Below are 21,905 nucleotides of genomic sequence, written 5' to 3' on the forward strand. Positions count from 1 at the left end.
CGGCGAATCAAGACTTTTTTAGTACCTGATCGCTGAGCTTAGCGGGATCGCTGTGACGGATGTCGAGCCCCTTGACCAGATAGACCACGTATTCGGCGAGGTTGTTGGCATGGTCGCCGACGCGCTCGAGGGCGCGCAGCACCCACATGATGCTGAGTACCGAGCTGATGGCGCGGGAATCCTCCATCATAAAGGTCATTAGCGAGCGCATGGCGCTGCCGTACTCATCGTCCACCGACTCATCCTCACGCACCACCTGCATGGCAAGCTCGGTATCGAAACGTGCAAAGGCGGTGAGGGCATCGCGCAGCATCTTGCGCACGTGTTCGCTAATGTGGCGCACCTCGACCAAACCGCGCACCGTACTGGTACTCTCGCTCAGCGTCAGGGCGTTACGGGCGATCTTGCTGGCCTCGTCGCCGATGCGCTCGAGATCCGAGGTGGCTCGAATCACCGCCAGTACCAAGCGCAGGTCGGAGGCTGCTGGCTGGCGGCGCGCCAGTACGCGGGTACACTCATCGTCGATCTGCAACTGCAGGTCGTTCACCTGACGGTCGTTGTCGCGCACCTTCTCGGCCAGGCGGCTGTCGCCTTCGAGCAGCGCAATCACTGCGTCCTGAACCTGTTTTTCCACCAGGCCGCCCATGGCCATCAGGTGGGTCTTCAACTCCTCCAGTTCCTGGTTGAACTGGCGGGAGATATGCTGGCTATGCGTATCGCTGGTGATATCCATGGGGTTCTCCTGGGAGAAGAGCACGGGCTAGGAAAGGCGTCCCGTGATGTAGTCTTCGGTGCGCTGCAGCCGCGGGTTGGTGAAGACCTGATCCGTCGACCCATACTCCACCAGCGCCCCCTGCTGCAAAAAGGCGGTGTAGTCGGAAACGCGGGCGGCCTGCTGCATGTTGTGAGTGACCAGTATTAGCGTGAGTTGGCTTTTCAAGTTACGAATGAGCTCCTCGATCTTGAGCGTCGAGATGGGGTCCAAGGCCGAAGCGGGCTCATCGAGCAGCAACACCTCGGGCTCTACCGCCAGCGTACGCGCGATCACTAACCGCTGCTGTTGGCCGCCGGAAAGCTGCCACGCCGAGCGGTGCAGGCGGTCCTTGACCTCGTCCCACAGCGCTGCCGCGCTGAGTGCCCACTCGATGCGATCGTCGCGCTGACGCTTGGGCAGGCGCTTTTGTAGCCGCAGTCCAAAGGCCACGTTCTCGTAGATCGACATCGGGAAGGGGTTAGGCGTCTGAAACACCATGCCCACCCGACGCCTGAGCTCGCTGACATCGAGCTTGGGATCGTGAATGTCGCGTCCTTCGAGCGCGATGCGGCCCTCGGCCCTGGCCGACTCGTTCAAATCGTGCAGGCGGTTGATCGCGCGCAGCAGCGTCGATTTCCCGCACCCCGAAGGGCCAATGAACGCCGTGACCCGGTGCCGAGGTATCTGCAGCGTCAAATCGCGCAGTGCAGGTTTGCCGCCGTAGGCCAGCGAAAACCCTTCGATGCTCAGGCTGCACGCCTCGGCCGCGAAGGTGGGCATGGGTGGGTTCGATGACGGCGCTAGCATTCGCCTCCCCGTTGGCGTCTTAGATGATGACGCAGAAATATGGCAGTTATGTTAAGCACCAGCACGATAGCGACCAGCAGCGCCGCCGTGGCGTAGATCAGCGGGATGGCGGCCTGGACGTCCTCGCCGTGAAAGGCGGTATCGAACAGATGGTAGCCAAGGTGCATGAACTTGCGCTCCAGGTGCAGATAGGGGAAGTCACCGTCTAGCGGCACTTGAGGGGCGAGCTTGGCGACCCCCACCAACATCAGCGGCGCCACCTCGCCAGCGGCGCGGGCCACGGCGAGAATCACCCCGGTCAGCATCGCCGGGGTCGCCATGGGCAGCACGATACGCGTCAGCATCTCCAGGCGCGTGGCCCCCAACGCCATCGCGCCTTCACGCTGAGCATCGGGAATACGTGCAAGCCCCTCTTCGGTGGCTACGATCACAACCGGCAGGGTCAACAGCGCCAGGGTCAGCGAGGCCCATAGCAGCCCGCCGGTGCCGAAGGTGGGAGAGGGCAGGGTATCGCTGAAGAACCACTCGTCCAGCGAGCCGCCGATACCGTAGACGAATACTCCAAGCCCAAAGACGCCGTACACGATCGACGGCACGCCAGCGAGGTTGCGCACGCCGATGCGCACGAGCCGCGTCAGCCGCCCCTGATGGGCGATTTCGTTAAGGTAGATGGCCGCTAGCACGCCAAAGGGCGTGACGATCACCGACATCAAAATCACCATCAGCACGGTGCCGAAGATGGCGGGCCAGACGCCACCGCCGGTATTGGCCGCGCGCGGCCCCTCGCTTAGAAAGCGCCACAGGCCGTTTTGCCAGGCGTTCAGCTTCTCCCATAAAGAGAGCGCATTGGGCGCCTGGGCGTGAAGCACGCCGCTCAAGGGCTGCATCAAAGAAGCGCCACTTGCGGTTTCGAGAGTTAGCGTGGCTAAAGACCGTGCGCTGGGAGGAAGGGCTAGCTGCGCTTGAAGCTCTTTCCAGGCCGCTTCGCCCTCCAGATGCCCGTTGGCGCTTTCGAAGGCGACGAGGCGGCCGATGAAATCGCCCCAGGGCGTGCGCTCGAGACGAATCACGTCATCAGGCGTGCGCGTAGAGACGATGTCGTCGACCGCGACCCAGCGCCAGCGCTGGCCGTCGCTGTCCTGATTACCGGTGAAGTAGAGCCGTTCTTGGCCCTGCTGCGCGGGCAGCGCCGTCTCGCGAATGGGCTGTCCCGCCAGCGTCTCGCCGGAGCGCAGGGTGACCTCCTGCAGGGGAGCGGGCCAAAAGTGGCCAAGCCCCCGAGTGGCCAGGAGCCCCACCAACATGATGAGCAACAGCAGTGACAGCGCTAAGCTCGCGGCGCAGAGCCATGGCCACAGATGATCCAGCGTCGAGCGGCGTAAGGTCGTGCGCATCACTTGCCCCCCAGCAGCCGGTAGCGTCGCCGCAGGCGTTGGCGTACGAGTTCGGCCAGGGTGTTGACGATGAAGGTGAAGAGAAACAGCACCAGCGCGGCGAGAATCAGTACGTGGTAGGTCAGGCTGCCGGGGGCGGCCTCCGGCAGTTCGATGGCGATGGCGGCGGCCACCGAACGCAGCCCCTCGAAGGGGTTGGCGCTCACTAGCGCCATGTTGGCGCTGGTCATCAGCACGATCATGGTTTCACCCACGGCGCGGCCAATGCCGATCATCAGCGCCGCGAAAAGCCCAGGCCCCGCACAGGGCAGCGCCACGCGCCAGAGCGACTGCCAGCGGCTTGCGCCCAGCGCCTGGGCGCCTTCGAGCAGGGCGGCGGGCACGTCCGCTAGTGCATCATCGGCAAGCGAGTAAAGGCTCGGAATCACCGCAAAGCCCATGGCGATACCCACGATCAGGGTGTTGCGCGTGGTGTAATCGAGCCCCCAGTGGCGTTCGAGCCAAAGCGGAAGGTCGTTGCCGAACCATAGCTGCTCGAGGCTGGGCGCAAGCCACAGTGCGAGTGCCATCATCAGACCCAGCCAGGGTACGAGCCACAGCCCCGCCGAGGCAAGTGACAAGCGCCGCCGTAGCCGATGCCCCAGGCGATACCACAGCACGCCGATCAGCGCGGCGCTGACGGGGAGCCACACGATGACCATCAGCGTGCTGAGCAGGTGGCGCTCGACCCAGGGCGCGAGCACAAGACCGGCAATGAAGCCGATGACCACGCCGGGCACCGCTTCCATCATCTCCATGGTGGGCTTGATGCGCGAGCGAAGCCGAGGCGACATGAACAGCGCCGAGTAGATCGCCGCCCCAAGCGCTACCGGTACGGCGAACAGCAGCGCGGCGAGCGCGGCCTTGAAGGTGCCGAAGAGCAGTGGCGAAAGCTTGGCAAGCGCTAGCGTCTCTGGCAGCCGTAAAAGCGGCAGCGTCTCACCCACGAGAAAGATCCCAATGGCCAGAATGGCCACGAGCACGGTGATGCCGCCCGCCGTGATCAGTCCCGTGGCCAGGCGGTCCTTGAAACGCCGGAGGTCGAGCGGCGAGGCAAAACGCCGAAATGCGCTCATATGACGCTCATGCAGGCACCGTGGCCGGAGTCGAGATAGGCAGGCGGAAAGGGCATACGCTTCACTCTACGACGTTTTGATGACAGTTTCATGACGCCTCCAGGCTAGCCAGGCGGCGCTGGCGCTCTAGCTCATCGCTGGCCAGCGGAACGAACCCAGCCGCGCGCACGATTTCCTGGCCTTCGGATGAGAGCATCAGCCTGATCAGCGCCGCCTCGGCGGCAGGTAGCGGGTGGCCGGGTGGGGCGTTGACGTAGAGATAGAGATAGCGCGACAAAGGGTAGTCGCCACTCTGGATGGTGCGCTCCTCGGCAGGGACGACGTCACCGCTGTCGGTCATCAGGCTTAGCGCGTGCACGGCGGGCGTCAAATGGTTGAATCCGGCGTAGCCCATGGCCGCGAAAGACTCGCCCACCGCCGCAACCACAGCGGAGGAGCCAGGATATTCGCTGATGTCGGGACGAAAGCGGCCATGACAGAGCGCGCGCTCCTCGAACAGTCCATAGGTGCCCGAGGCGAGATTGCGTCCGTGCAGGGCAATACGCCCGTGGGGCCACTGGCTCGGCCCCATGAGCTCCTCCCACCGGCGTATCGGCGCCGGTGCGCCGCAGCTGAGCGTGGTCGAAAAGATGGCGTCGGCCTGCTGGCGCGTCAGCGCCTGCAGCGGGTTATGGCGGTGGACCACGATGAGCAGGGCGTCGCGGGCAACGCGTAACTCCAGCGGTGGATAGCCGTAGCGCGCGGTGAATCCGTCACGCTCGTTTGGCGTCATGCGCCGCGACATCGGGCCCAATCGCGTGGTGCCTGCCATGAGCGCGGTGGGGGCGCTGGCCGAGCCGCCTGCGAGAAACTGTAGCGTTACCTCGGGGTAGTGGGCGGTGAGCGCTTCGCTCCAGCGCAGCATGAGCCCGGCCATGGAATCGGAGCCGGTAGCGCCCAGCGTGCCGCTCACGGCACCGGCCTGCGGCTGCGCCAAGCTCGGCGCGTTGCAGAGCAGGGCGATGGCAAACAGCCCAAGGCAGGCGTAGACTTTTGCCAGGGCAAGGTAACCGCTCTTCAAACCTGTGCGCTCCTATGCTTAACTGCCGACCACTTCTTGACGTCGATGCTCGACGATTTGTTACAGCTGATTTGCTACAACCGATTTGCTACAACAATAACCCGATTAAGCGACCAACTCATGACACTTGCTAATACCGACTTGGACGACGTTCCCGCACCTCAGGGCCAGCTTACCCTCAAGGTAATGGCGTCGCGCCAGGATACCAATTTCTACGGCGATATTACCGGCGGCTGGCTGGTGAGTCACATGGATCAGGCCGCTGAGCTCGCTGCCGGGCGCGAAGCAGGAGGGCGCACGGCGACGGTGGCGATCGAGTCGATGGATTTCTTGAGCCCGGTGCGGGTGGGGTCGATCGTAAGTTTGTTCACCCGTATTCGCGAGATCGGTCATAGCTCGATCAAGATCGACGTCGAGGTCTGGACGCGCGCGCCCCACGCTCGTCACGTCGAAGAGCGTCAGAAAGTCACCGAGGCCTGTTTCGTGATGGTGGCGCTGGACGACAACGGCCGTATCCGCGCCGTACGCAGCACGCGCGAGTCCTCTGTTAGAGCTTAGGCGATACGCGCCTCGTACTTCTTAGCAGCGGAGTAGTACTCCTTGGCAATAAAACGGGGCGCCTTGAAGGCGCCCCGTTTGCGTAGCGAAAGCGGTGTCGCGATCAGGCGCCGACGTTTTCGCGTCCTTTGAGGTAGGCGTATTCGCTGATGTCGCTGAAGCGACGCTGGGCGCGCTGGAAAGCCGCGTAGGATTCGTAGATCCGACGCGAGGCTTCATCGTTGTCCACCTGCTCCTGAATGACCGCCTGGGAGGCTTCGAAGAGCGCCTGCATGACGTCTTCAGGAAGCTCGCGCAGCTCGACACCGTGCTCATCGACCAGGGTATCCAGCGCCTGGGCGTTGCGGTAGGTGAACTCGGTATACATCGCCAGGTTGGAGGCCCGCGCGGCTTCACGAATTACCGCCTGCAGGTCTTCGGGCAGGGCATTCCAAACGTCCAGGTTGATCATGGTCTCAACGGCGGCAGTCGGCTCGTTCCACACGCTGGTGTAGTAGTAGTCGGCTACCTGGTGCAGGCCGAAGGCCATGTCGTTGTAGGGCCCGACCCAGTCAGCGGCGTCGAGAACGCCGGTCTGCAGCGAGGTGAAGATCTCCGAGCCCGGCAGGTTGACCGTAGTGACGCCAATGCGGTTCATTGCTTCACCGGCAAGGCCCGGCAGGCGCAGGCGAATGCCCTGCATGTCGGCCAGTGAGGTGATCTCTTTTTTGAACCAGCCCGCCATCTGCGGGCCGGTATTGCCCACCGCGAAGGGCTTGAGGTTGTGCTCACCGTAGAGCTCGTCCCACAGCTCCTGACCGCCGCCGTAGTAGAGCCAGGCGTTGAGTTCGCTGGTGGTCATGCCGAAGGGCACGGCGGTGAAGAACTGCGACGCTGCGACCTTGCCGCGCCAGTAGTAGGGCGTGGAGTGGCCAATCTCGGCGGTACCGGCGGCCACGGCATCGAAGACCTCGAAAGCAGGCACTAGCTCACCGGCACCGTGAACGCGAATGCGGATACGCCCTTGGGAGAGCTCCTCGACGCGCTGGGCAAAGTCGTTGGCGCCGGTACCCAGTGCCGGGAAGTTCTTCGGCCAGGAGGTGACCATGTCCCAGGTGTAGGTTTCCTGAGCCTGGGCAGTGGAAACGAAGGGTGCAGCGGCGGCACCGGCGGCGCCGATACCGGCGGTCTTCAAGAATTGGCGGCGTTGCATGGCGGGCATGACTCCGAAATTATGCGTTTTTTGTCGTACGCAGAGGGCGTAGTGTCCGCCGACCAGTATGCGGCAAGCCGGTTTTGTCGAGCAAGTGCGCCACAAGCGTTACTTAGGTCTTAGGCGCTTGGGTCTTACAGCGGCGTCAGCTTGGCAAAGCCGAGTACTAGCCACTTCACACCTTCGCCCTCGAAGCTGACCTGTACCCGTGCCCGCGCCCCTTCTCCCTCGGCGTTGAGGATGATGCCTTCACCAAACACCGGGTGCCCGACCCGCTGGCCAACGTGCAGGCTGGGTAGGTCACCCTCCGCTTCGATGCTGGTTTGGGTGAAGCCGCCGCGCGAGGCGGTGACCGGCCGCGACACCTGGCCGCGCAGGCGAACCTCTTCGAGCAGGTGCGGCGGTAGCTCACGTAAAAAGCGCGACGGCCGGGGGAAGACCTCCTTGCCGTGCAGCCGCCGGGTTTCGGCGTGGGTAAGGTAGAGCTTATCCATGGCGCGGGTCACGCCGACATAGCAGAGCCTGCGTTCCTCTTCGAGGCGCCCGGCCTCCTCCAGCGACATCTTATGGGGAAAGAGCCCCTCCTCGACCCCGGCGATGAATACCACGGGAAACTCGAGCCCCTTGGCCGAGTGCAGCGTCATCAACTGCACGCTGTCCTCGAACTCTTCGGCCTCGTGATCGCCGGCATTAAGCGCTGCCTCGGACAAGAACGCCTCCAGCGCCGCCATACCTTCACCCGCCTCCGGGGTCTCGAAGGCATCGCCCTGGGTGAAGGCGCGGGCGGCAGTCACCAGCTCCTCGAGGTTTTCGACCCGCGCCTGGCCCTTCTCACCGCGCTCGCTTTGATGGTGCTCGATCAGCCCCGTATGCACGTTGACGTGCTCGATGATCTCGTAGAGCGAAAGGCCCGAGGTATCGTTATCGAGGCGCTCGATCAGGTTGGTGAACGCCTTGACCGCATTGCCCGCGCGGCCCTTCAAGGTGCCGTCGCCCAGGGCGTCGTGCAGCGCCTGCCACAGCGAGACGCTCTGTTCGCGTGCGCGATGGCGCACGATCTCTACCGTGCGCGTGCCGATACCCCGGGTGGGCACGTTGATCACCCGCTCCAAAGAGGCATCGTCGTCGCGATTGAGCAGTAGGCGCAGATAGGCCAGGGAGTTTTTGATCTCCAGGCGCTCGTAGAAGCGGTGCCCACCGTAGATGCGGTAAGGAATACCCTGACGAATCAGCGTCTCCTCCAGCAGGCGCGACTGGGCGTTGGAGCGGTAGAGAATGGCGATGTCGCGCCGGTTCAGCCCCTGGTCGACCTTCTCCTTGATGGTATCGACGATGAAGCGCGCCTCTTCGAGGTCGTTGAAGCCCGCGTAGACCGAGATCGGCTCGCCTTCGGCGCCCTCGGTCCACAGGTTCTTGCCCATGCGTTCGCTGTTGTGGCTGATCAGGGTGTTGGCGGCTTCCAGAATCGCGCTGGTGGAGCGGTAATTCTGCTCCAGGCGTACGGTTTTTACCGCGGTAAACTCCTGCTCGAAGCGGCGGATGTTCTCGATCTTGGCGCCGCGCCAGCCGTAGATCGACTGATCGTCATCGCCCACCGCCGTCATCGGCGTCTCGGTGCCGGTCAAGAGCTTGAGCCAGGCGTACTGCAGGGTGTTGGTGTCTTGGAACTCGTCGACCAGTACGTGCCCGAAGCGCTCGCGGTAGTGCTTGAGCAGCGCAGGGTTATCGCGCAAGAGCTCGAGGCTTCTAAGCAGTAGCTCGCCGAAATCGACCAGGCCGCCGCGCTCGCAGGTGAGCTGATAGCGCTCGTAGAGTTCGACCATCTGGCCCATGTAGGCGTCACCGGCTACATCGACCTGCTGCGGGCGCAGCCCCTCCTCCTTGCAGCCGGAGATGAACCCGAGTACCTGGCGCGGCGGGTAGCGCTCGTCATCGATGGCGTAGTCCTTGAGCAGGCGCTTGATCAGGCGTAGCTGATCGTCGGTATCGATGATCTGGAAGTGCTGAGGCAGGCGAGCATCCTGCCAGTGGGTGCGCAGCAGGCGGTGGGCGATGGAGTGAAAGGTGCCGACCCAAACGTGGCGCAGCGAAATGCCCAGCAGCGCCTCGAGGCGGGTGCGCATCTCCCGCGCGGCCTTGTTGGTGAAAGTGACCGCCAGCAGGGCGTAAGGCGAAAGCCCTTCGGCCTGCATCAGCCAGGCGATGCGGTGGACCAGTACGCGGGTCTTGCCCGAGCCCGCTCCGGCCAGTACGAGAAGGTTACCCTGAGGGGCGCTGACCGCCTCGCGCTGGGCCGGATTGAGCTGATCGAGTATCGCCGTGACGTCGTCCATAGAAACCGCTGCTGGCCTGCAAAGTGGGCGCTCAGTCTAGCACAGCCGACGCACTGGTTGCGTATACAGCGGCTTAGAGGAAACGCTCGACGAGCGCTTGCCTTTGCTTTCTAGCCTTCACCCTCATCGGGATAGCGCAGGGTGTTGAGGCTGCGCTTGACCGCCTTGAGCTGCTCGGCGAGTTTGGGGCCGCGCGTTTTGGCCACGCCCACGGCGAGCACGTCGATCAGCACCAAATGGGCGATACGTGAGCTCATCGGTGTATAGATTTCGGTGTCTTCGTGCACGTCGATGTAGAGCGGCAGGCTCACTTCCTCGGCCAGCGGGGTGCCGCTAGGGCACAGGCCGATCACCGTCGCGCCTGCTTCGCGCGCGAGACGAACGCTTGCCACCAGGGCTTTGGTACGTCCGGTTTGCGAGATGGCGACGACGACGTCACCCTCCTTGAGCGTCACCGCCGACATGTTCTGCATGTGCGGGTCGGCATAGGCGGAGGTAGAGATCTGCAGGCGGAAGAACTTGTGCTGGGCATCGAAGGCCACGGCACCAGACGCGCCATAACCGTAGAACTCCACCCGGTTGGCCATGGCCAGCGCATTGACTGCGCGGCCCAAGGCGTCGTTGTCGAGCCGGTCGCGCACGGATAGCAGCGTGCCCACGGTCGAGTCGAAAATGCTGTGAGAGAACTCCGCTACCGAGTCGCTATCGTTCATCGAGAACTGAGCGAACTGGCTGCCTGAGGCGAGCATCTGGGCCAGCTGGAGTTTGAAATCCTGAAAACCGTTGCAGCCTAACGCGCGGCAGAAGCGCACCACCGTCGGCTCGCTGACCTTCGCTTCGGTCGCGAGGTCGACGATGCGCATGTGGATCACTTCTTCGGGGTTGCGCAAAACGAAGCGCGCCACCTTTTGTTCGGAGCGGCGAAAAAGCTCCATCCGGCGTCTCATCTCATCGAACAGGGCGCGGCTCACGGTCAGCTCCTTCGTCGTTCAGCGTTGTCGTATCGAATCCGCCTAGCCTACACCAGCACGGCGAAGCCAGCAGGAAAAATGCGTTCAAGGCGCCATGCGCATATGGATACGTCGCATAACGTTGAAAGCACGTTTGCGATTTTTTCGCTAACGGTCATCATTTTGTCAATTAGGTTATAGTAAGAAGTGACGTGCCGCGCTGCATCATTATGGCGTCACGGATGCAGGTGGCCGTAAGCACTCACCTGGAGGAACGTCGATTATGAAAAGCGTCGAACGAATTACCTCGGTTAAGAGCGAACTGCTCGATATCCTAATGAGCATGAAGGTAGACGAGCACGCCGAGCGCCAACGCAGCGCCGCCCAGCGCCATCTGCGGGCCCGTCGAGGCATCGAATTACACCGCGAAATTCAAAAACTCTCGAAAGATATCGCTCCTCTTCCCGATGATGAAGAGTATCCCGAAAGCGATCTGCACTGACGGTCTTGCGATAGTTCACGAGCGCTAGGAATAAATGCTTAAACCTAAGCGCTTACAAAGACGAAGCCCTGCACGAAGGCAGGGCTAAGTTATCTTCTACGCCTTCAGGCCCTTATAAAAAGCCCGCCAGGAAGACGATGATCACGCCTAACGGCGCTACGTACTTGGCAAGTAGGTTCCACAGGCTGTAGTCGTAGACGTCCATCGCAAGCTCTTTACGCGCCTCTTCCTTATCCAGACAGATCGAATAGAAAATAATGGCGCCGAGCCCGGTCAATGGCAGCAGGATTTTGCCGGTGAAGGTATCCAGGAAGTCGAAGATATTCAGCCCGAAGATCAGCACGCTATCCCAGACGTTGAACGACAGCAGTGCCGCTACACCGACCAACCAAACGGCCACGGCGCTGACCAGCGTGGCGCCCAAGCGGCCCAGCGCAGTGCGCTCTTCAAGCGTTTCTACGACCGGCTCCAGCAGCGAAATCGCCGAGGTGAGTGCGGCGAAGGTCAGCAGCAGGAAGAAGGCAAGGCCCAGCAGGCTACCACCGGTCATGTTGCCGAAAGCGATGGGCAAAGTAACGAAGATGAGTCCAGGACCTTCCGAGGCATCCAGCCCGTTGGCGAAGACGATGGGGAAGATCGCCAGCCCCGCCAGCAGCGCAATGGCGGTATCCAAAATGATGACGGTACGCGCGGTGCTGAGTAAGTTAACGTCCTCACCCAGGTACGAGCCGTAGGCCATCATGATGCCCATACCCAATGACAGCGTGAAGAACGCCTGCCCCATGGCCGCGAGCATGACGCCGCCGTTGAGCGCGCTCCAGTCTGGCGTGAACATGAAGCTTAGCGCTTCGCCGAAAAAGCCGCTGAGCGCGCCGTAACCCACCAGCACGATGAGCAGCACGACCAGCGCAGGCATCAGCACGCGCGCTGCCGCTTCGAGCCCCTTGGTCACGCCGCGGGCGACGATGACCACTACCAGCGCCATGAACAAGGAGTGCCAGATCAACAGCGCCTTTGGGCTTGCCAGCAGGCCGTTAAAGGCCTCACCGCTGGCCTCGGCATCTTGGCCGGTGAAAGAGCCGATGACCGAGCCCAGGGTATAGTTCAGCGACCAGCCGCCGATGACGCTATAGAACGACAGGATCAAGAACGACGCCAGAACGCCGCTGATCCCCACCATCGCCCAGCCTCGTGAACGGCCATGCCGATGGGCCAGCTCGCTCATGGTGTTGATCGGGTTCTTCTGCCCCCGACGCCCGATCATCCACTCGGCGACCAAAATCGGCAGGCCCACCAGCGCCACACAGGCGAGATAAACCATGACGAACGCCGCCCCACCGCTTTCACCCGTTAGGTAGGAGAAGCGCCAAATATTCCCCAACCCCACCGCGGATCCCGCAGCGGCCAGCACAAAGCCCATCTTCGAGGACCACTGTGCATGTGCAAGTTTTGCCATACCTCACCTATTCGTTGCGTCGACTTATAGTATGTTTTTTTCAGCAAGACGAAACGACACGTTTCACCTCCCCAAGTAAGCGCAATTTAGCCGAAAAAGGCAGTGTTTGTCAGTAAAACGGCATGCAAAGCGGGGTAGGACGAGAGGTGCTGTCAAAAAAGTGTGGTCTGGCGTTCACCGGCGAAAGCGCTGAGCGGGGCCAGCATAATATCCTTTCCCAGCGCTTGATAAAGCTGGCGGGCCATCTCGGGGGACGTGCGGTTATCGGCAGTATGCACAAATAAGAAAGGGGTTTTCCCCTGATTTATCCACAGCTTTAGCTGACGATGCCAGGGCGCGAAATAGCGCTCGTTGATCTCTTTGTCAATATGGCCAATGAAGCGAATGAGCGGAAATTTTCCTGTGGAAAGCACGTGTAGTGGGAGTTTCGGCTTTTCCTGCTGCGCGTGGGCGAGCCCTGGGTGGCCGTTGGCGGGCGTCGAGAAGAGCGGGCGCACGTCGAGCATCACCCGATTGGCATTAAAAGTTATCAACAATTGGTTCAAGGCCCTTTCTGCCTCACCCTTGTGGAAAAAATCGGGATGGCGCACCTCGACTGCGCAGGGAAGATGTGCAGGCCATTGGCGCAGAAGGGCCTCGAGTTTGGGAAGCTCACTTGGGCCGAAATCCCTTGGCAGTTGCACCATGGTGGGCCCCAGGCGGTCGTGCAGAGGAGCAAAGGCATCGAGAAAGGCCCAGGCGTCATCCAGTTGCGTCAGGCGCTGCTCGTGAGTGACTCGGGCGGGAAGCTTCAGACAAAAGCGAAAGTTCGGCGGCGCCTGGCGCGCCCAGGAAGCGATGGTCTCGGCCTTCGGCGCGCCGCTATAGAAGGTGGTATTACCCTCGACGCTCGAAAACACCGCGGCGTAGTCGCCAAGCAGGTCGGTCTTGGCATGACGCGGATAGAGGCTGCCTTGCCAATCCTGGTTGGCCCACATGGGCAGGCCCAGGTAGAGCGGCGGGGTCATACGTTGAGGGCCTCTTCCTTGGGGAGATATTCCATGACACTCTACTCGTGGCGCGGTGGATAAAGCGACAAGCGACGATAACCTAGCACAGCGTTCTCCAGCGAACACTGATTCGCTGGAGAACGCTATTGGCCGCGCCCTGTGACGGATTCGTTCAATCGCTGCGGAGCGCCCCATGGCCCACAAGATTACCGTACTGCACGGCCCCAATCTCAACCTGCTCGGCACGCGCCAGCCCGAGATCTACGGCCACGAGACGCTAGACGACGTCAACAATACCATGCGCGAAATCGCGGTCCTTGCTGGCTGGGAGCTTCACTGCCAGCAGAGTAACCACGAAGGTGAGCTAATCGATGCGATTCACGCCGCACGTCTCGACGGCACTCACGCGATCATCATCAACCCGGCGGCCTATACCCACACCTCGGTCGCCATCCTCGATGCCCTGAACGCCTTCGACGGCAAAGTGATCGAGGTGCATATCTCCAATGTGCACAAGCGCGAGGCTTTTCGCCACCACTCCTATGTGTCGCTGCGCGCCGATGGGGTGATCGCGGGGCTCGGCACCCACGGCTACGTGGCGGCGCTGGAGGCCGTCATTAACGCCGCCGATAAGTAGGAAATAAGCGCTAGCTAACCAGCAGTGAGGTGTCGAGCAACCCGATCACTACGCTCAGAGTGAAAAATGAGACCACGGTTGCGAGTAGCAACGCCGCTGCGCTGATATCGCCAACGCCATAGCGCTGGCCAAAAAGCGGGTAGATGCTGATCATGGGCGCGGCGGCGAAAAGCACCGCGCCCGCGATGAAGACAGGATCGATGCCCGGCACCAGCAAGAACGCACCTAAAATGATCAACGGATGAAGCACCAGCTTACCCGCCACGATCTGCCCCACGCGACCGGCAAGGCCCTTGAGCTCTAGCCCGCACAGCGCCCCGCCAATGACGAACAGTGCCGCCGGCCCCGCCGCCTCGGCCAGCATATCGATAGCTTTTAGAGCGGGGCTGGGAAGAGGTGCCTGCGTTAGGGCCAAGAAAAGCCCCATCAATAGGCCGATCAGCACCGGATTCTTGCTCAAATTTAACAGCGTCGTACGTAGGGTCTTGCCCAAACTGGCGCTGCGATGGGTGGCCATCTCGGCCAGAATCAGCGCCGTGGGAATGATCAGTAGCGTCTCGACCACCATGTTCAGCGCCATCATGATCGCCGCTGGAGAGCCGATCACCATGGCAGCGACCGGGTAGCCAATAAAACCGCTGTTGGACGCCGCCATGCCTAGCGCCTGCATCGCCCCCGTTTGTAGGGGCTCACGCTGAATTTTTAGGCTCACGAAGAGCCCGAAGGCAAAGACCAGCGCCGAGCCGAGACCGTAAGCCAGCAGGTAGTTGAACTGTAGGATCTCCTCTAGCGGCTGTTGGGTGAGCGCGCGTATCACCAGCGCAGGCAGCGCCAGATACATGACGAAAATGCCCACGCCCTTCATCTGCTCATGGTCGATCAACCGCGTGCGCCGCGCGGCATACCCCGAACCGATCAGGAGGAAAATGGGGGTGGTGATCGTCAGAATGGCGAGCATGATAAAAGCGCCGCTAGAAGAAGAGAGAAACACGCGAGGTGAAAAGCGCGATAGGTAGACGGCATTGCTCCGCCATCAGCGCCAATCTAGCATGATGTTCGAAAAGCGAAGGACTCAATCGTAAGCTGTTGAGTAAGAAAAATCCTAATAAGAGGTGCTGAGTCAAGAAAATCAATCTGAATTACATGGTGCGCTCAGGCGAGATGGCTGAGTTTTTGTTCGAAGCTTTTGGATCGGCGGAGAAATCTTTCAAGGCGCGATACACTCTACCTAAGCGCCCTCGGGCGCTCATAGTAGATAGTAGGATTCGAACCTCGAGATTTTCTCGATCACGCATAGTAGGACAGCGTCATGGCTAAGTTTTTTAAGGAATTCAGAGAGTTTGCCGTCAAAGGCAACGTTATCGACATGGCGGTGGGGATCATTATCGGCGGCGCCTTCACGCTGATCGTGCAGAGCCTGGTACGGGATGTGATGAACCCACTGATTGGTCTCTTGGTGGGAGGGATCGACTTCTCCAACCTTTTCGTCGTGCTACGTGAGGGGAACGTCGCTGCGCCTTATGCCACCCTTGCCGATGCACAGGCGGCGGGCGCGGTGACCCTCAACTTGGGGCTCTTCCTCAATGCGGTAGTGAGCTTTGCCATCGTCGCTTTCGTGGTCTTTCTGCTGGTACGTAGTATCAACCGCTTGAAGCGCGAAGAGGTCGTGGCGCCCAAAAGTCCGGTAGAGAAAGCCTGCCCCTACTGCTTTATGACCGTGCCGATCAAAGCGACCCGCTGTGGCCACTGCACGTCCGAGCTGCCAGCACCTGCCGAGAGCGTGCCTTCGGGCGAACCCGCTAAGGCCTGAGCGAGGGGCATCTTTGATGACTTTAAATAAAGGCTTGCAGCCTTCTCGCACTCGGCATCGACTAGCGCAAGCCTTTTACTCACCTAACGCCAACGGGCGCCTATTAAGGCGCCCGTTGGCGTTTTCATGCGCTGAGTGAGGTGGCTCACGCGCGCTTTTTCTTGCCTTCGATCTGATTGTCGCGGGCATCGCTGGGTTGCGGCAGCGAAGGTAGCGACTGGGCCAGCAGCTCGACGCTGTGGCGGTAGTAGAGCTGGCTCTTGTTGTGCTCGCCAAGGCTTGCGTAGAGGCGGGCGAGTTCGGCGCAGACCACGCCGTTGGGGCGCTGACGCTGGCTGGCCTCGAAGTACTCCTGGGCCTTGTCCCACTTGCCCGTGCGCAGCGAAAGACGCCCGCAGGTGAGCAGCAGCTCGGGGTCGTTGGGGCGTTCGCGTAGCCAACCCTCGGCGGTAGCGAGCTGGCGCGCCGGGTCGACATTGAGCAGGCCGTAGCGGGTGACTAAGCGCGCATCCCAGTGGTGATCGAGCGCCTTGTGCAGCAGGCGCTCGGCGATCACTTCCTCTTGGCTCTGTACCAAGGCATCGGCGTAGAGCACCAAAAGCTCGGTGTTGGCGCGCAGATACTCGGGCATGTCGGCCCACAGCGTGCGCAGGCGCTCGATGTTACCCGGCGTTCTGAGTTCGAACAGGATAAGCTCGCGGTAGGCCTTGAACTCGAGCTGTTCGCGCTCTTGAGACGAGATCAGCTTTTGCGCTGCCAGACGTGGAATCAGGCGGCGCAGGCCTTCCCAGTCGTTGACGCTCAAGTGTACCTGCTTGAGCAGCTTGAGCACCTGGGGATGGTTGTTGAGCTTACGATCCAGGCGGTTAAGAATCGCCAAGGCCTCCTCGGGCTGCTGGCGATCGATCATCAGTTGAGCCTGCATCAGTCCAACCGCCGTGTCGGCGCCTTCGGTGGTCAACTGGGCCTGATTGAGGTGCTCCTGGGCGGTGTCGTAGTGGCCCTGGTAGTGTGCGGCCAGCGCCGCTGATAGGTAGTTCACCAACGGCGTGCTGGAGTCGTCGGCAGCTTTGACCAGCGTGCGTTCGGCACGCTTCCAGCGGCCCTCGGTGAGCGCTACCAGGCCACGCACGGTGCGCTTCATGGCACGACGGTTACGCGCCCGGCTGTTCCAGGTACGAAACCGCCCCACCGGGCGAATGATGCCGGTGAGCAGGCGAAGCACGAAGTGCACCACGATGAAAGCGCCGAGCAGCAGCACCAGGCCGAACCAGAACGAGGTTTGGACCGAGGTATCGCCAACCCGAATCAGCCAGTAGCCCGGCACCGACATCATCAGGTGCCCGAACAGGGCGCCGACCGCAAGGCCGGCAATGATCAGCAGGATCAGTTTTCTCATTCGTCACCTCCGCTGCTGCGCGCGAAGCGCTGCTCGATGAAGCGCGTCATGGCTTCCTGAGAGGCGCTGATATCGGGCAGCTCCGGCTCGACGTCGTTCTGCTTGAGTTCTTGCAGGCGGCGAATCACGCTCTGAGTCTCTTCGCGCGAGGTATCGTAGTAGGCGTTGAGCAGTTCCAGCGCCTTGTCGAGGCTGGTTTCGTACAGGGTTTGCTCTTCGCGCAGCAGGGCGAGCTGCGACTGTTCGAGCACCAAGCGCAGGCTCTGACGCAGGTAGGCCTCCTGCTCGGGGGTGACCAGCGTCTCCATGGCTTCGTCGTGATGGCGAATCACCACCAAATCTTTCAGCTCTTCGCCGAAGCGGGCCAGCTGGCGCATGAACGGGCCGGTAGGGGGCTGTTCGATGCCGGAGGTGACGGCCTGCTCTTCGATCTCTTGAGAAAGGCGCAGGTTGGCGATGCGCTGCTGCTGGGCATTGAGTGCCAGATAGATACCGGTGCGATCGACCCGAGGTACGGCGTCGAGAGCGGCGAGTTCGTTGGCGATTTCACGCCGCACCGGTGTCAGTGCGGCGTTGTCGGCCTCGACCAGGCGCTCGTCGGCACTACTTAGAAGCGCTGCGGCGCCTTCTACGTCGCCTTCGAGCTGCAGACGCTGGTTGGCCAGACGCAGCAAGTAGGCTACTTCGGCGTGCAGCCAGTCGCGCTCGTCGGTGTCCTGCGACTGCGATAGTTCGGTGAGCACTTGATCCAGCGTCTCGTCGACGTTCGAGCGGTAGTCGGCGAACTCGCCGCGCAGTCCTTCCAGAGTGTCGTTGAACGTGCTCTCGCGCTCGGCTTCGCCGCTGTCGAGGCTATCCACGCGCGAGGTAAGCTCGCTTACGCTCTGCTGGGTAGCGTTGCTCTCGGTTTGGGCGGCAAGCGCATCGATACGCTGCTGTTGAGCGCTCAACTGCTGCCAGCCGAACAGCGCTGCCACTACTAGCAGTATGGCGACCAGCACGACGAGCACGAGGGCCAACTTGCCGCTGCCTTTGCCTTTTTCACCGCCATGGCCACCGCTCGGCGTTGCCGGGGGGGAGGGCGGCGGCGTAGCGCCTGCTGGCTTGGCCGTATTGACGGGCGAGGGCGTGGTGGCCGCTGTCGGGGCGCGCTTGTCCGCTGTTGAGCCGCTAGCTGACGATGTGTTGGCTGATGGCGTATCAACCGACGAGGAGGACGTCGAGGCGCTGCTGGCAGCCGCAGCCGAGGCGGCGGTAGCCGGTGCCGTTGATTTGGCTTTCTGGCGGCGCCGCGAGCGAGTGTTCTGGGTGTTCGACGAGGACGGTGCGTTATCGTTTTGCGTACGCTCGGCGGTAGCGGGGCGAGATGGCGCGCTGCCGTCGGTCGAGGTAACGCCGTCGGTGGCGTCGGTAGACGCTTGCACGTCGTCCTGCTCGTTGGGGTGTTTGCTCATCTGTCGCTAGCCCTTGTGTATTGAAATTCCTTGGTCGACATCGGTCCCGCAAGGCGGGCAGGCCTGTGCCAGGGTGGCGAGCAGGGCCGCTGGCGTAGCCCCCGATGCCACCTCGATATCCCGAAAACCCAGCGTCTTCGCCAGTGTAGCCAAGCGGCGGCTGGAAACGATTAGCGGTTGGTTCAAAGCGGCCTGATGGCACCATTTTGCCAGATGTTCCAGCAGTTCGCCGCTGGTGGCGATCAGGGCGCGAAAGTTGCCCGTGCGTAGGCGGCGCTCAAGTGTAGGCGGCGGCGTCAACAGCGTGCGGCGGTAGACCGCCAAGCGCGTGACTGTAGCACCGCGTGCGCTCAGCGTATCGGCAAGCAGAGGGCGGCCCGTTTCGCCCGCGACCAGCAGAATACGCTGGTGATCGAGCTGCTGCAGCGAGGCAAGTGTAAGCAGAGCTTCGCTGGTGTCTTCACCGGCCGCGCTCGGCGGCAGACGCACGCGAACGCCGAGGCGCTGATGCAGTACCTCGGCCGTAGCGCTACCGACGCTATAGTAGTCGATGCCGGTGGGCAGCTGCGGCCAGTAGCGGTCGAGACTCTCGGCCAGGCACTCGGCGGCGAAGGGGCTGACCACCACGATCTTGTGAAACTGATCCACGTTCAGCCAGTGGTGGCGCATGGCGGCGTTTTCCGCCACGGCGTCGAGCGTCATCGCCTCGAGCGTTTCTACGGCGTATCCGGCCGTGCTCAAGTCGTGTTCGAGCGCTTTACCTCGCGCTCCGGGGCGGCAGATCAAAATCGGCAACGTCATGCGTTATCGCCGAACTCCTCGTTGCCGTAGACCTCGGCGAGAATCTCGCCCGCGCCCTGTTCGAGTAGCTCTTCGGCTACGCGCAGGCCCAGCGCTTCGGGCTCGTGCATCGAACCGCGACCCTCGGCGCGCAGCACCTGGCTGCCGTCGGGGTTACCCACCAAACCGCGTAGCCACAGCGTTTCGCTGGCCGCATCGAGCACCGCGTAACCGGCGATGGGGACTTGGCAGCCGCCCTCCAGGCGCGTATTCATGGCACGTTCGGCGCGCACTCGGGTGGCGGTATCGGGGTCGTCGAGCGGCGTGAGTAGGGCGATGAGTTCGGGGTCGTGCAGGCGGCACTCGATGCCAAGCGCTCCCTGGCCGCAGGCGGGCAGGCACACTTCCGGCGGCAGCGCCTGGGCGATGCGTGAGTGCAGACCTAAACGCTTGAGCCCCGAGGTCGCCAGAATGATGGCGTCGAACTCGCCGTCATCGAGCTTGGCAAGGCGGGTCTGGACGTTGCCGCGCAGGTTGAGAATCTCGAGATCGGGGCGCGCTTCGCGCAGTTGTAGCCCACGGCGCAGGCTAGCAGTGCCGATGCGCGCGCCCTCGGGCAACTCGTCGATAGTCGCGTAATGGTTGGAGACGAAGGCATCGGTGGGGTCTTCGCCTTCGAGGATCACCGAAAGGCCGAGTCCTTCGGGAAACAGCATGGGCACGTCTTTCATCGAGTGTACGGCGATGTCGGCGCGGCCATCGAGCATGGCCTCTTCCAACTCCTTGACGAACAACCCCTTGCCGCCGATCTTCGATAGCGGCGTGTCGAGAATCTTGTCGCCCTTGGTGGAGAGGGCAACCAGCTCTACCTCCAGGCCGTCGTGGGCCGCCATTAAGCGCTCACGCACATGTTCTGCCTGCCACAGCGCCAGTTGGCTCTTGCGCGTGGCAATGCGCAGTTTGGTGATAGATTGCACGTCTTTGCTCCCTTAACCGCTGACATGGCGAGTCAAACTGTGATAACTCTCATCATAAAGCACCCGGCCATCCAGTAAAAATAGTCGATATCTCTCAGATAGTATCGAAGAAAGCCTACGCTCGGCCAAGGGCTGCAAAACGGCGTCTCGTCGAGCGGCGCGACTCTGGTACACTTTCGCCAACGTCTTTTACTCTTCCCGATCAAGCAGGAACCCTTGTCATGAGCCAAGCTACCAACCAGTCCTGGGGCGGTCGTTTCAGCGAGCCAACGGATGCCTTCGTTGCCCGTTTCACCGCCTCGGTCACTTTCGATCAGCGCTTGGCGCGTCAGGACATCCAGGGCTCCATTGCCCACGCCACCATGCTGGCTCGCGTGGGCGTGCTGAGCGACGAGGAGCGCGACGCCATCGTCACCGGCCTGACCGAGATCCAGGGCGAGATCGAGCGCGGCGAGTTCGCGTGGTCGGTGCCGCTGGAAGACGTGCACATGAACATCGAAGCGCGGCTGACCGACAAGATCGGCATCACCGGTAAGAAGCTGCATACCGGACGCTCGCGCAACGATCAGGTGGCCACCGATATTCGCCTGTTCATGCGCGACGAGATCGATGTCATCGACGCTGAGCTGACGCGCCTACGCGACGGCATGATCGGTTTGGCCGAGCGCGAGGCCGATACCATCATGCCCGGCTTCACCCACCTGCAAACGGCCCAGCCAGTCACCTTCGGCCATCACTTGCTGGCCTGGCAGGAGATGCTGGCCCGCGATCACGAGCGCCTGCGCGACTGCCGCAAGCGGGTCAACGTCATGCCGCTGGGCGCCGCTGCCCTGGCGGGCACCACCTATCCGATCGATCGTCACGTTACCGCCGAGCTTCTGGGCTTCGAGCGCCCGGCGGAGAACTCGCTGGACGCCGTCTCGGATCGCGACTTCGCCATCGAATTCACCAGCTTCGCCAGCATCCTGTTGATGCATCTTTCGCGCATGAGCGAGGAGCTGGTGCTGTGGACCAGCGCCCAGTTCGACTTCATCGACCTGCCTGATCGTTTCTGCACCGGCTCGTCGATCATGCCGCAGAAGAAAAACCCCGACGTACCGGAGCTTGTGCGAGGCAAGACCGGCCGCGTCTACGGCCATCTAATGGGCCTTTTGACGCTGATGAAGTCGCAGCCGCTGGCCTACAACAAAGACAACCAAGAAGATAAAGAGCCGCTGTTCGACACCGTGGATACCGTGCGTGACTGCCTCAAGGCGTTCGCCGACATGGTCCCGGCCATCGAGCCGAAAAAAGAGAGCATGTATGAAGCCGCTCGGCGCGGTTTTTCCACCGCGACCGACTTGGCCGACTACCTGGTACGTAAAGGCGTGGCCTTCCGCGATGCCCACGAGATCGTCGGCCTCTCCGTGGCGTACGGCCTGAAGCAGAAAAAAGATCTTTCCGAGATGAGCCTCGAAGAGCTTCAGCAGTTCTCCGCCATCATCGAGCAGGACGTGTTCGACGTACTGACCCTCGAAGGCTCGGTCGCCGCGCGTAACCACATCGGCGGTACCGCTCCCGACCAGGTGCGCGCCGCCGCGAGCCGCGCCCGCGAGGCGTTGAGGGCGCTAGGCGCGCCCGGGGTGAGCGTATGAAGCGCTGGCTCGCCATCGTGCTGACCGCTCTGGTGCTGGTCGGCTGCGGCCAGAAGGGGCCGCTCTATTTGCCCAGCGATACGGCCGAAGAGAGGGGATAACCG

21 protein-coding genes are annotated in these 21,905 nt (G+C 62.1%); 6 read left to right on the forward strand and 15 right to left on the reverse strand.

The genetic code is table 11. The annotated features are described in order from the left end of the window. Positions 1-7: 7 nt before the first annotated feature. The 5 genes from phoU to LLY24_RS01000 all read right to left on the reverse strand — a co-directional run bounded on the left by phoU (position 8) and on the right by LLY24_RS01000 (position 5,130). The gene (gene phoU, locus LLY24_RS00980; RefSeq protein WP_259034400.1) at positions 8-733 is read right to left on the reverse strand and encodes a phosphate signaling complex protein PhoU; all 726 of its coding nucleotides are present in this window, start codon (positions 731-733) and stop codon (positions 8-10) included. Positions 734-760: 27 nt separating this feature from the next. Beyond that, complete coding sequence (gene pstB, locus LLY24_RS00985; protein WP_259034401.1) at positions 761-1,534, reverse strand: phosphate ABC transporter ATP-binding protein PstB; 774 nt, start codon at positions 1,532-1,534, stop codon at positions 761-763. A gap of 20 nt (positions 1,535-1,554) precedes the next feature. Further along, positions 1,555-2,955, reverse strand: a complete 1,401-nt coding sequence (pstA, locus tag LLY24_RS00990) for a phosphate ABC transporter permease PstA (protein ID WP_259034402.1) — start codon at positions 2,953-2,955, stop codon at positions 1,555-1,557. Beyond that, on the reverse strand, positions 2,955-4,070 hold the full coding sequence (locus tag LLY24_RS00995; RefSeq protein ID WP_259034403.1) for an ABC transporter permease subunit: 1,116 nt from the start codon (positions 4,068-4,070) through the stop codon (positions 2,955-2,957). Before LLY24_RS00995 ends, pstA begins: the two co-directional genes overlap by 1 nt. Positions 4,071-4,158: 88 nt before the next feature. After that, positions 4,159-5,130 (reverse strand): PstS family phosphate ABC transporter substrate-binding protein, encoded by a 972-nt coding sequence (locus tag LLY24_RS01000; RefSeq protein ID WP_427854525.1) that lies wholly within the window; start codon positions 5,128-5,130, stop codon positions 4,159-4,161. 120 nt (positions 5,131-5,250) lie between these two features. Here LLY24_RS01000 and LLY24_RS01005 point away from each other — a divergent pair, with 120 nt between their 5' ends. Next, positions 5,251-5,688, forward strand: coding sequence for an acyl-CoA thioesterase (locus LLY24_RS01005; RefSeq protein ID WP_259034404.1), 438 nt, complete (start codon positions 5,251-5,253; stop codon positions 5,686-5,688). 103 nt (positions 5,689-5,791) lie between these two features. On the opposite strand, the gene LLY24_RS01010 is transcribed toward LLY24_RS01005, so the two are convergent. The 3 genes from LLY24_RS01010 to hexR all read right to left on the reverse strand — a co-directional run bounded on the left by LLY24_RS01010 (position 5,792) and on the right by hexR (position 10,184). Next, positions 5,792-6,880: a TRAP transporter substrate-binding protein gene (locus LLY24_RS01010; RefSeq protein ID WP_259034405.1), complete on the reverse strand. Its 1,089-nt coding sequence runs from the start codon at positions 6,878-6,880 to the stop codon at positions 5,792-5,794. Between the two features lie 134 nt (positions 6,881-7,014). Further along, positions 7,015-9,213 carry a DNA helicase II gene (gene uvrD, locus LLY24_RS01015; protein WP_259034406.1) on the reverse strand — a complete coding sequence of 733 codons (2,199 nt, stop codon included), beginning with the start codon at positions 9,211-9,213 and terminating at the stop codon, positions 7,015-7,017. Positions 9,214-9,323: 110 nt separating this feature from the next. Further along, entirely contained in the window at positions 9,324-10,184 is an 861-nt protein-coding gene (gene hexR, locus LLY24_RS01020) for a transcriptional regulator HexR (protein WP_259034407.1), read from the reverse strand. 262 nt (positions 10,185-10,446) lie between these two features. Here hexR and LLY24_RS01025 point away from each other — a divergent pair, with 262 nt between their 5' ends. Then, positions 10,447-10,665 (forward strand): PA3496 family putative envelope integrity protein, encoded by a 219-nt coding sequence (locus LLY24_RS01025; protein WP_259034408.1) that lies wholly within the window; start codon positions 10,447-10,449, stop codon positions 10,663-10,665. Positions 10,666-10,777: 112 nt separating this feature from the next. Here the strand turns inward: LLY24_RS01025 and LLY24_RS01030 are convergent, their stop codons facing one another. Next, positions 10,778-12,121 carry a sodium-dependent transporter gene (locus LLY24_RS01030; protein ID WP_259034409.1) on the reverse strand — a complete coding sequence of 448 codons (1,344 nt, stop codon included), beginning with the start codon at positions 12,119-12,121 and terminating at the stop codon, positions 10,778-10,780. A 152-nt stretch (positions 12,122-12,273) separates the two neighbouring features. Beyond that, positions 12,274-13,128: a DUF72 domain-containing protein gene (locus LLY24_RS01035; RefSeq protein ID WP_259034410.1), complete on the reverse strand. Its 855-nt coding sequence runs from the start codon at positions 13,126-13,128 to the stop codon at positions 12,274-12,276. A 175-nt stretch (positions 13,129-13,303) separates the two neighbouring features. On the opposite strand from LLY24_RS01035, the gene aroQ reads away from it, so the two are divergent. Continuing rightward, entirely contained in the window at positions 13,304-13,747 is a 444-nt protein-coding gene (aroQ, locus tag LLY24_RS01040) for a type II 3-dehydroquinate dehydratase (protein WP_259034411.1), read from the forward strand. A 10-nt stretch (positions 13,748-13,757) separates the two neighbouring features. Here the strand turns inward: aroQ and LLY24_RS01045 are convergent, their stop codons facing one another. Further along, complete coding sequence (locus LLY24_RS01045) at positions 13,758-14,705, reverse strand: AEC family transporter (RefSeq protein WP_259034412.1); 948 nt, start codon at positions 14,703-14,705, stop codon at positions 13,758-13,760. A 351-nt stretch (positions 14,706-15,056) separates the two neighbouring features. Here LLY24_RS01045 and mscL point away from each other — a divergent pair, with 351 nt between their 5' ends. After that, the gene (gene mscL / locus LLY24_RS01050; protein ID WP_259034413.1) at positions 15,057-15,557 is read left to right on the forward strand and encodes a large conductance mechanosensitive channel protein MscL; all 501 of its coding nucleotides are present in this window, start codon (positions 15,057-15,059) and stop codon (positions 15,555-15,557) included. A 145-nt stretch (positions 15,558-15,702) separates the two neighbouring features. On the opposite strand, the gene LLY24_RS01055 is transcribed toward mscL, so the two are convergent. From LLY24_RS01055 to hemC, 4 genes are read right to left on the reverse strand one after another with little or no spacing between them, the layout of a single operon-like run. Continuing rightward, positions 15,703-16,956, reverse strand: a complete 1,254-nt coding sequence (locus LLY24_RS01055; protein WP_259034414.1) for a heme biosynthesis HemY N-terminal domain-containing protein — start codon at positions 16,954-16,956, stop codon at positions 15,703-15,705. Continuing rightward, positions 16,953-18,410, reverse strand: a complete 1,458-nt coding sequence (locus tag LLY24_RS01060) for a uroporphyrinogen-III C-methyltransferase (RefSeq protein ID WP_259034415.1) — start codon at positions 18,408-18,410, stop codon at positions 16,953-16,955. Before LLY24_RS01060 ends, LLY24_RS01055 begins: the two co-directional genes overlap by 4 nt. A gap of 6 nt (positions 18,411-18,416) precedes the next feature. Continuing rightward, positions 18,417-19,211 carry a uroporphyrinogen-III synthase gene (locus LLY24_RS01065; protein WP_259034416.1) on the reverse strand — a complete coding sequence of 265 codons (795 nt, stop codon included), beginning with the start codon at positions 19,209-19,211 and terminating at the stop codon, positions 18,417-18,419. Beyond that, a complete protein-coding gene (gene hemC, locus LLY24_RS01070) occupies positions 19,208-20,167 on the reverse strand; it encodes a hydroxymethylbilane synthase (RefSeq protein ID WP_259034417.1) in 960 nt (319 codons plus the stop codon). Before hemC ends, LLY24_RS01065 begins: the two co-directional genes overlap by 4 nt. 221 nt (positions 20,168-20,388) lie before the next feature. On the opposite strand from hemC, the gene argH reads away from it, so the two are divergent. Further along, entirely contained in the window at positions 20,389-21,801 is a 1,413-nt protein-coding gene (argH, locus tag LLY24_RS01075; RefSeq protein WP_259034418.1) for an argininosuccinate lyase, read from the forward strand. After that, positions 21,798-21,902: an LPS translocon maturation chaperone LptM gene (gene lptM, locus LLY24_RS01080; protein ID WP_259034419.1), complete on the forward strand. Its 105-nt coding sequence runs from the start codon at positions 21,798-21,800 to the stop codon at positions 21,900-21,902. The genes argH and lptM overlap by 4 nt, the downstream gene beginning before the upstream one ends. Positions 21,903-21,905: the final 3 nt, after the last annotated feature.

It is taken from the genome of Halomonas dongshanensis, assembly GCF_024790395.1.
Classification (GTDB): domain Bacteria; phylum Pseudomonadota; class Gammaproteobacteria; order Pseudomonadales; family Halomonadaceae; genus Vreelandella; species Vreelandella dongshanensis.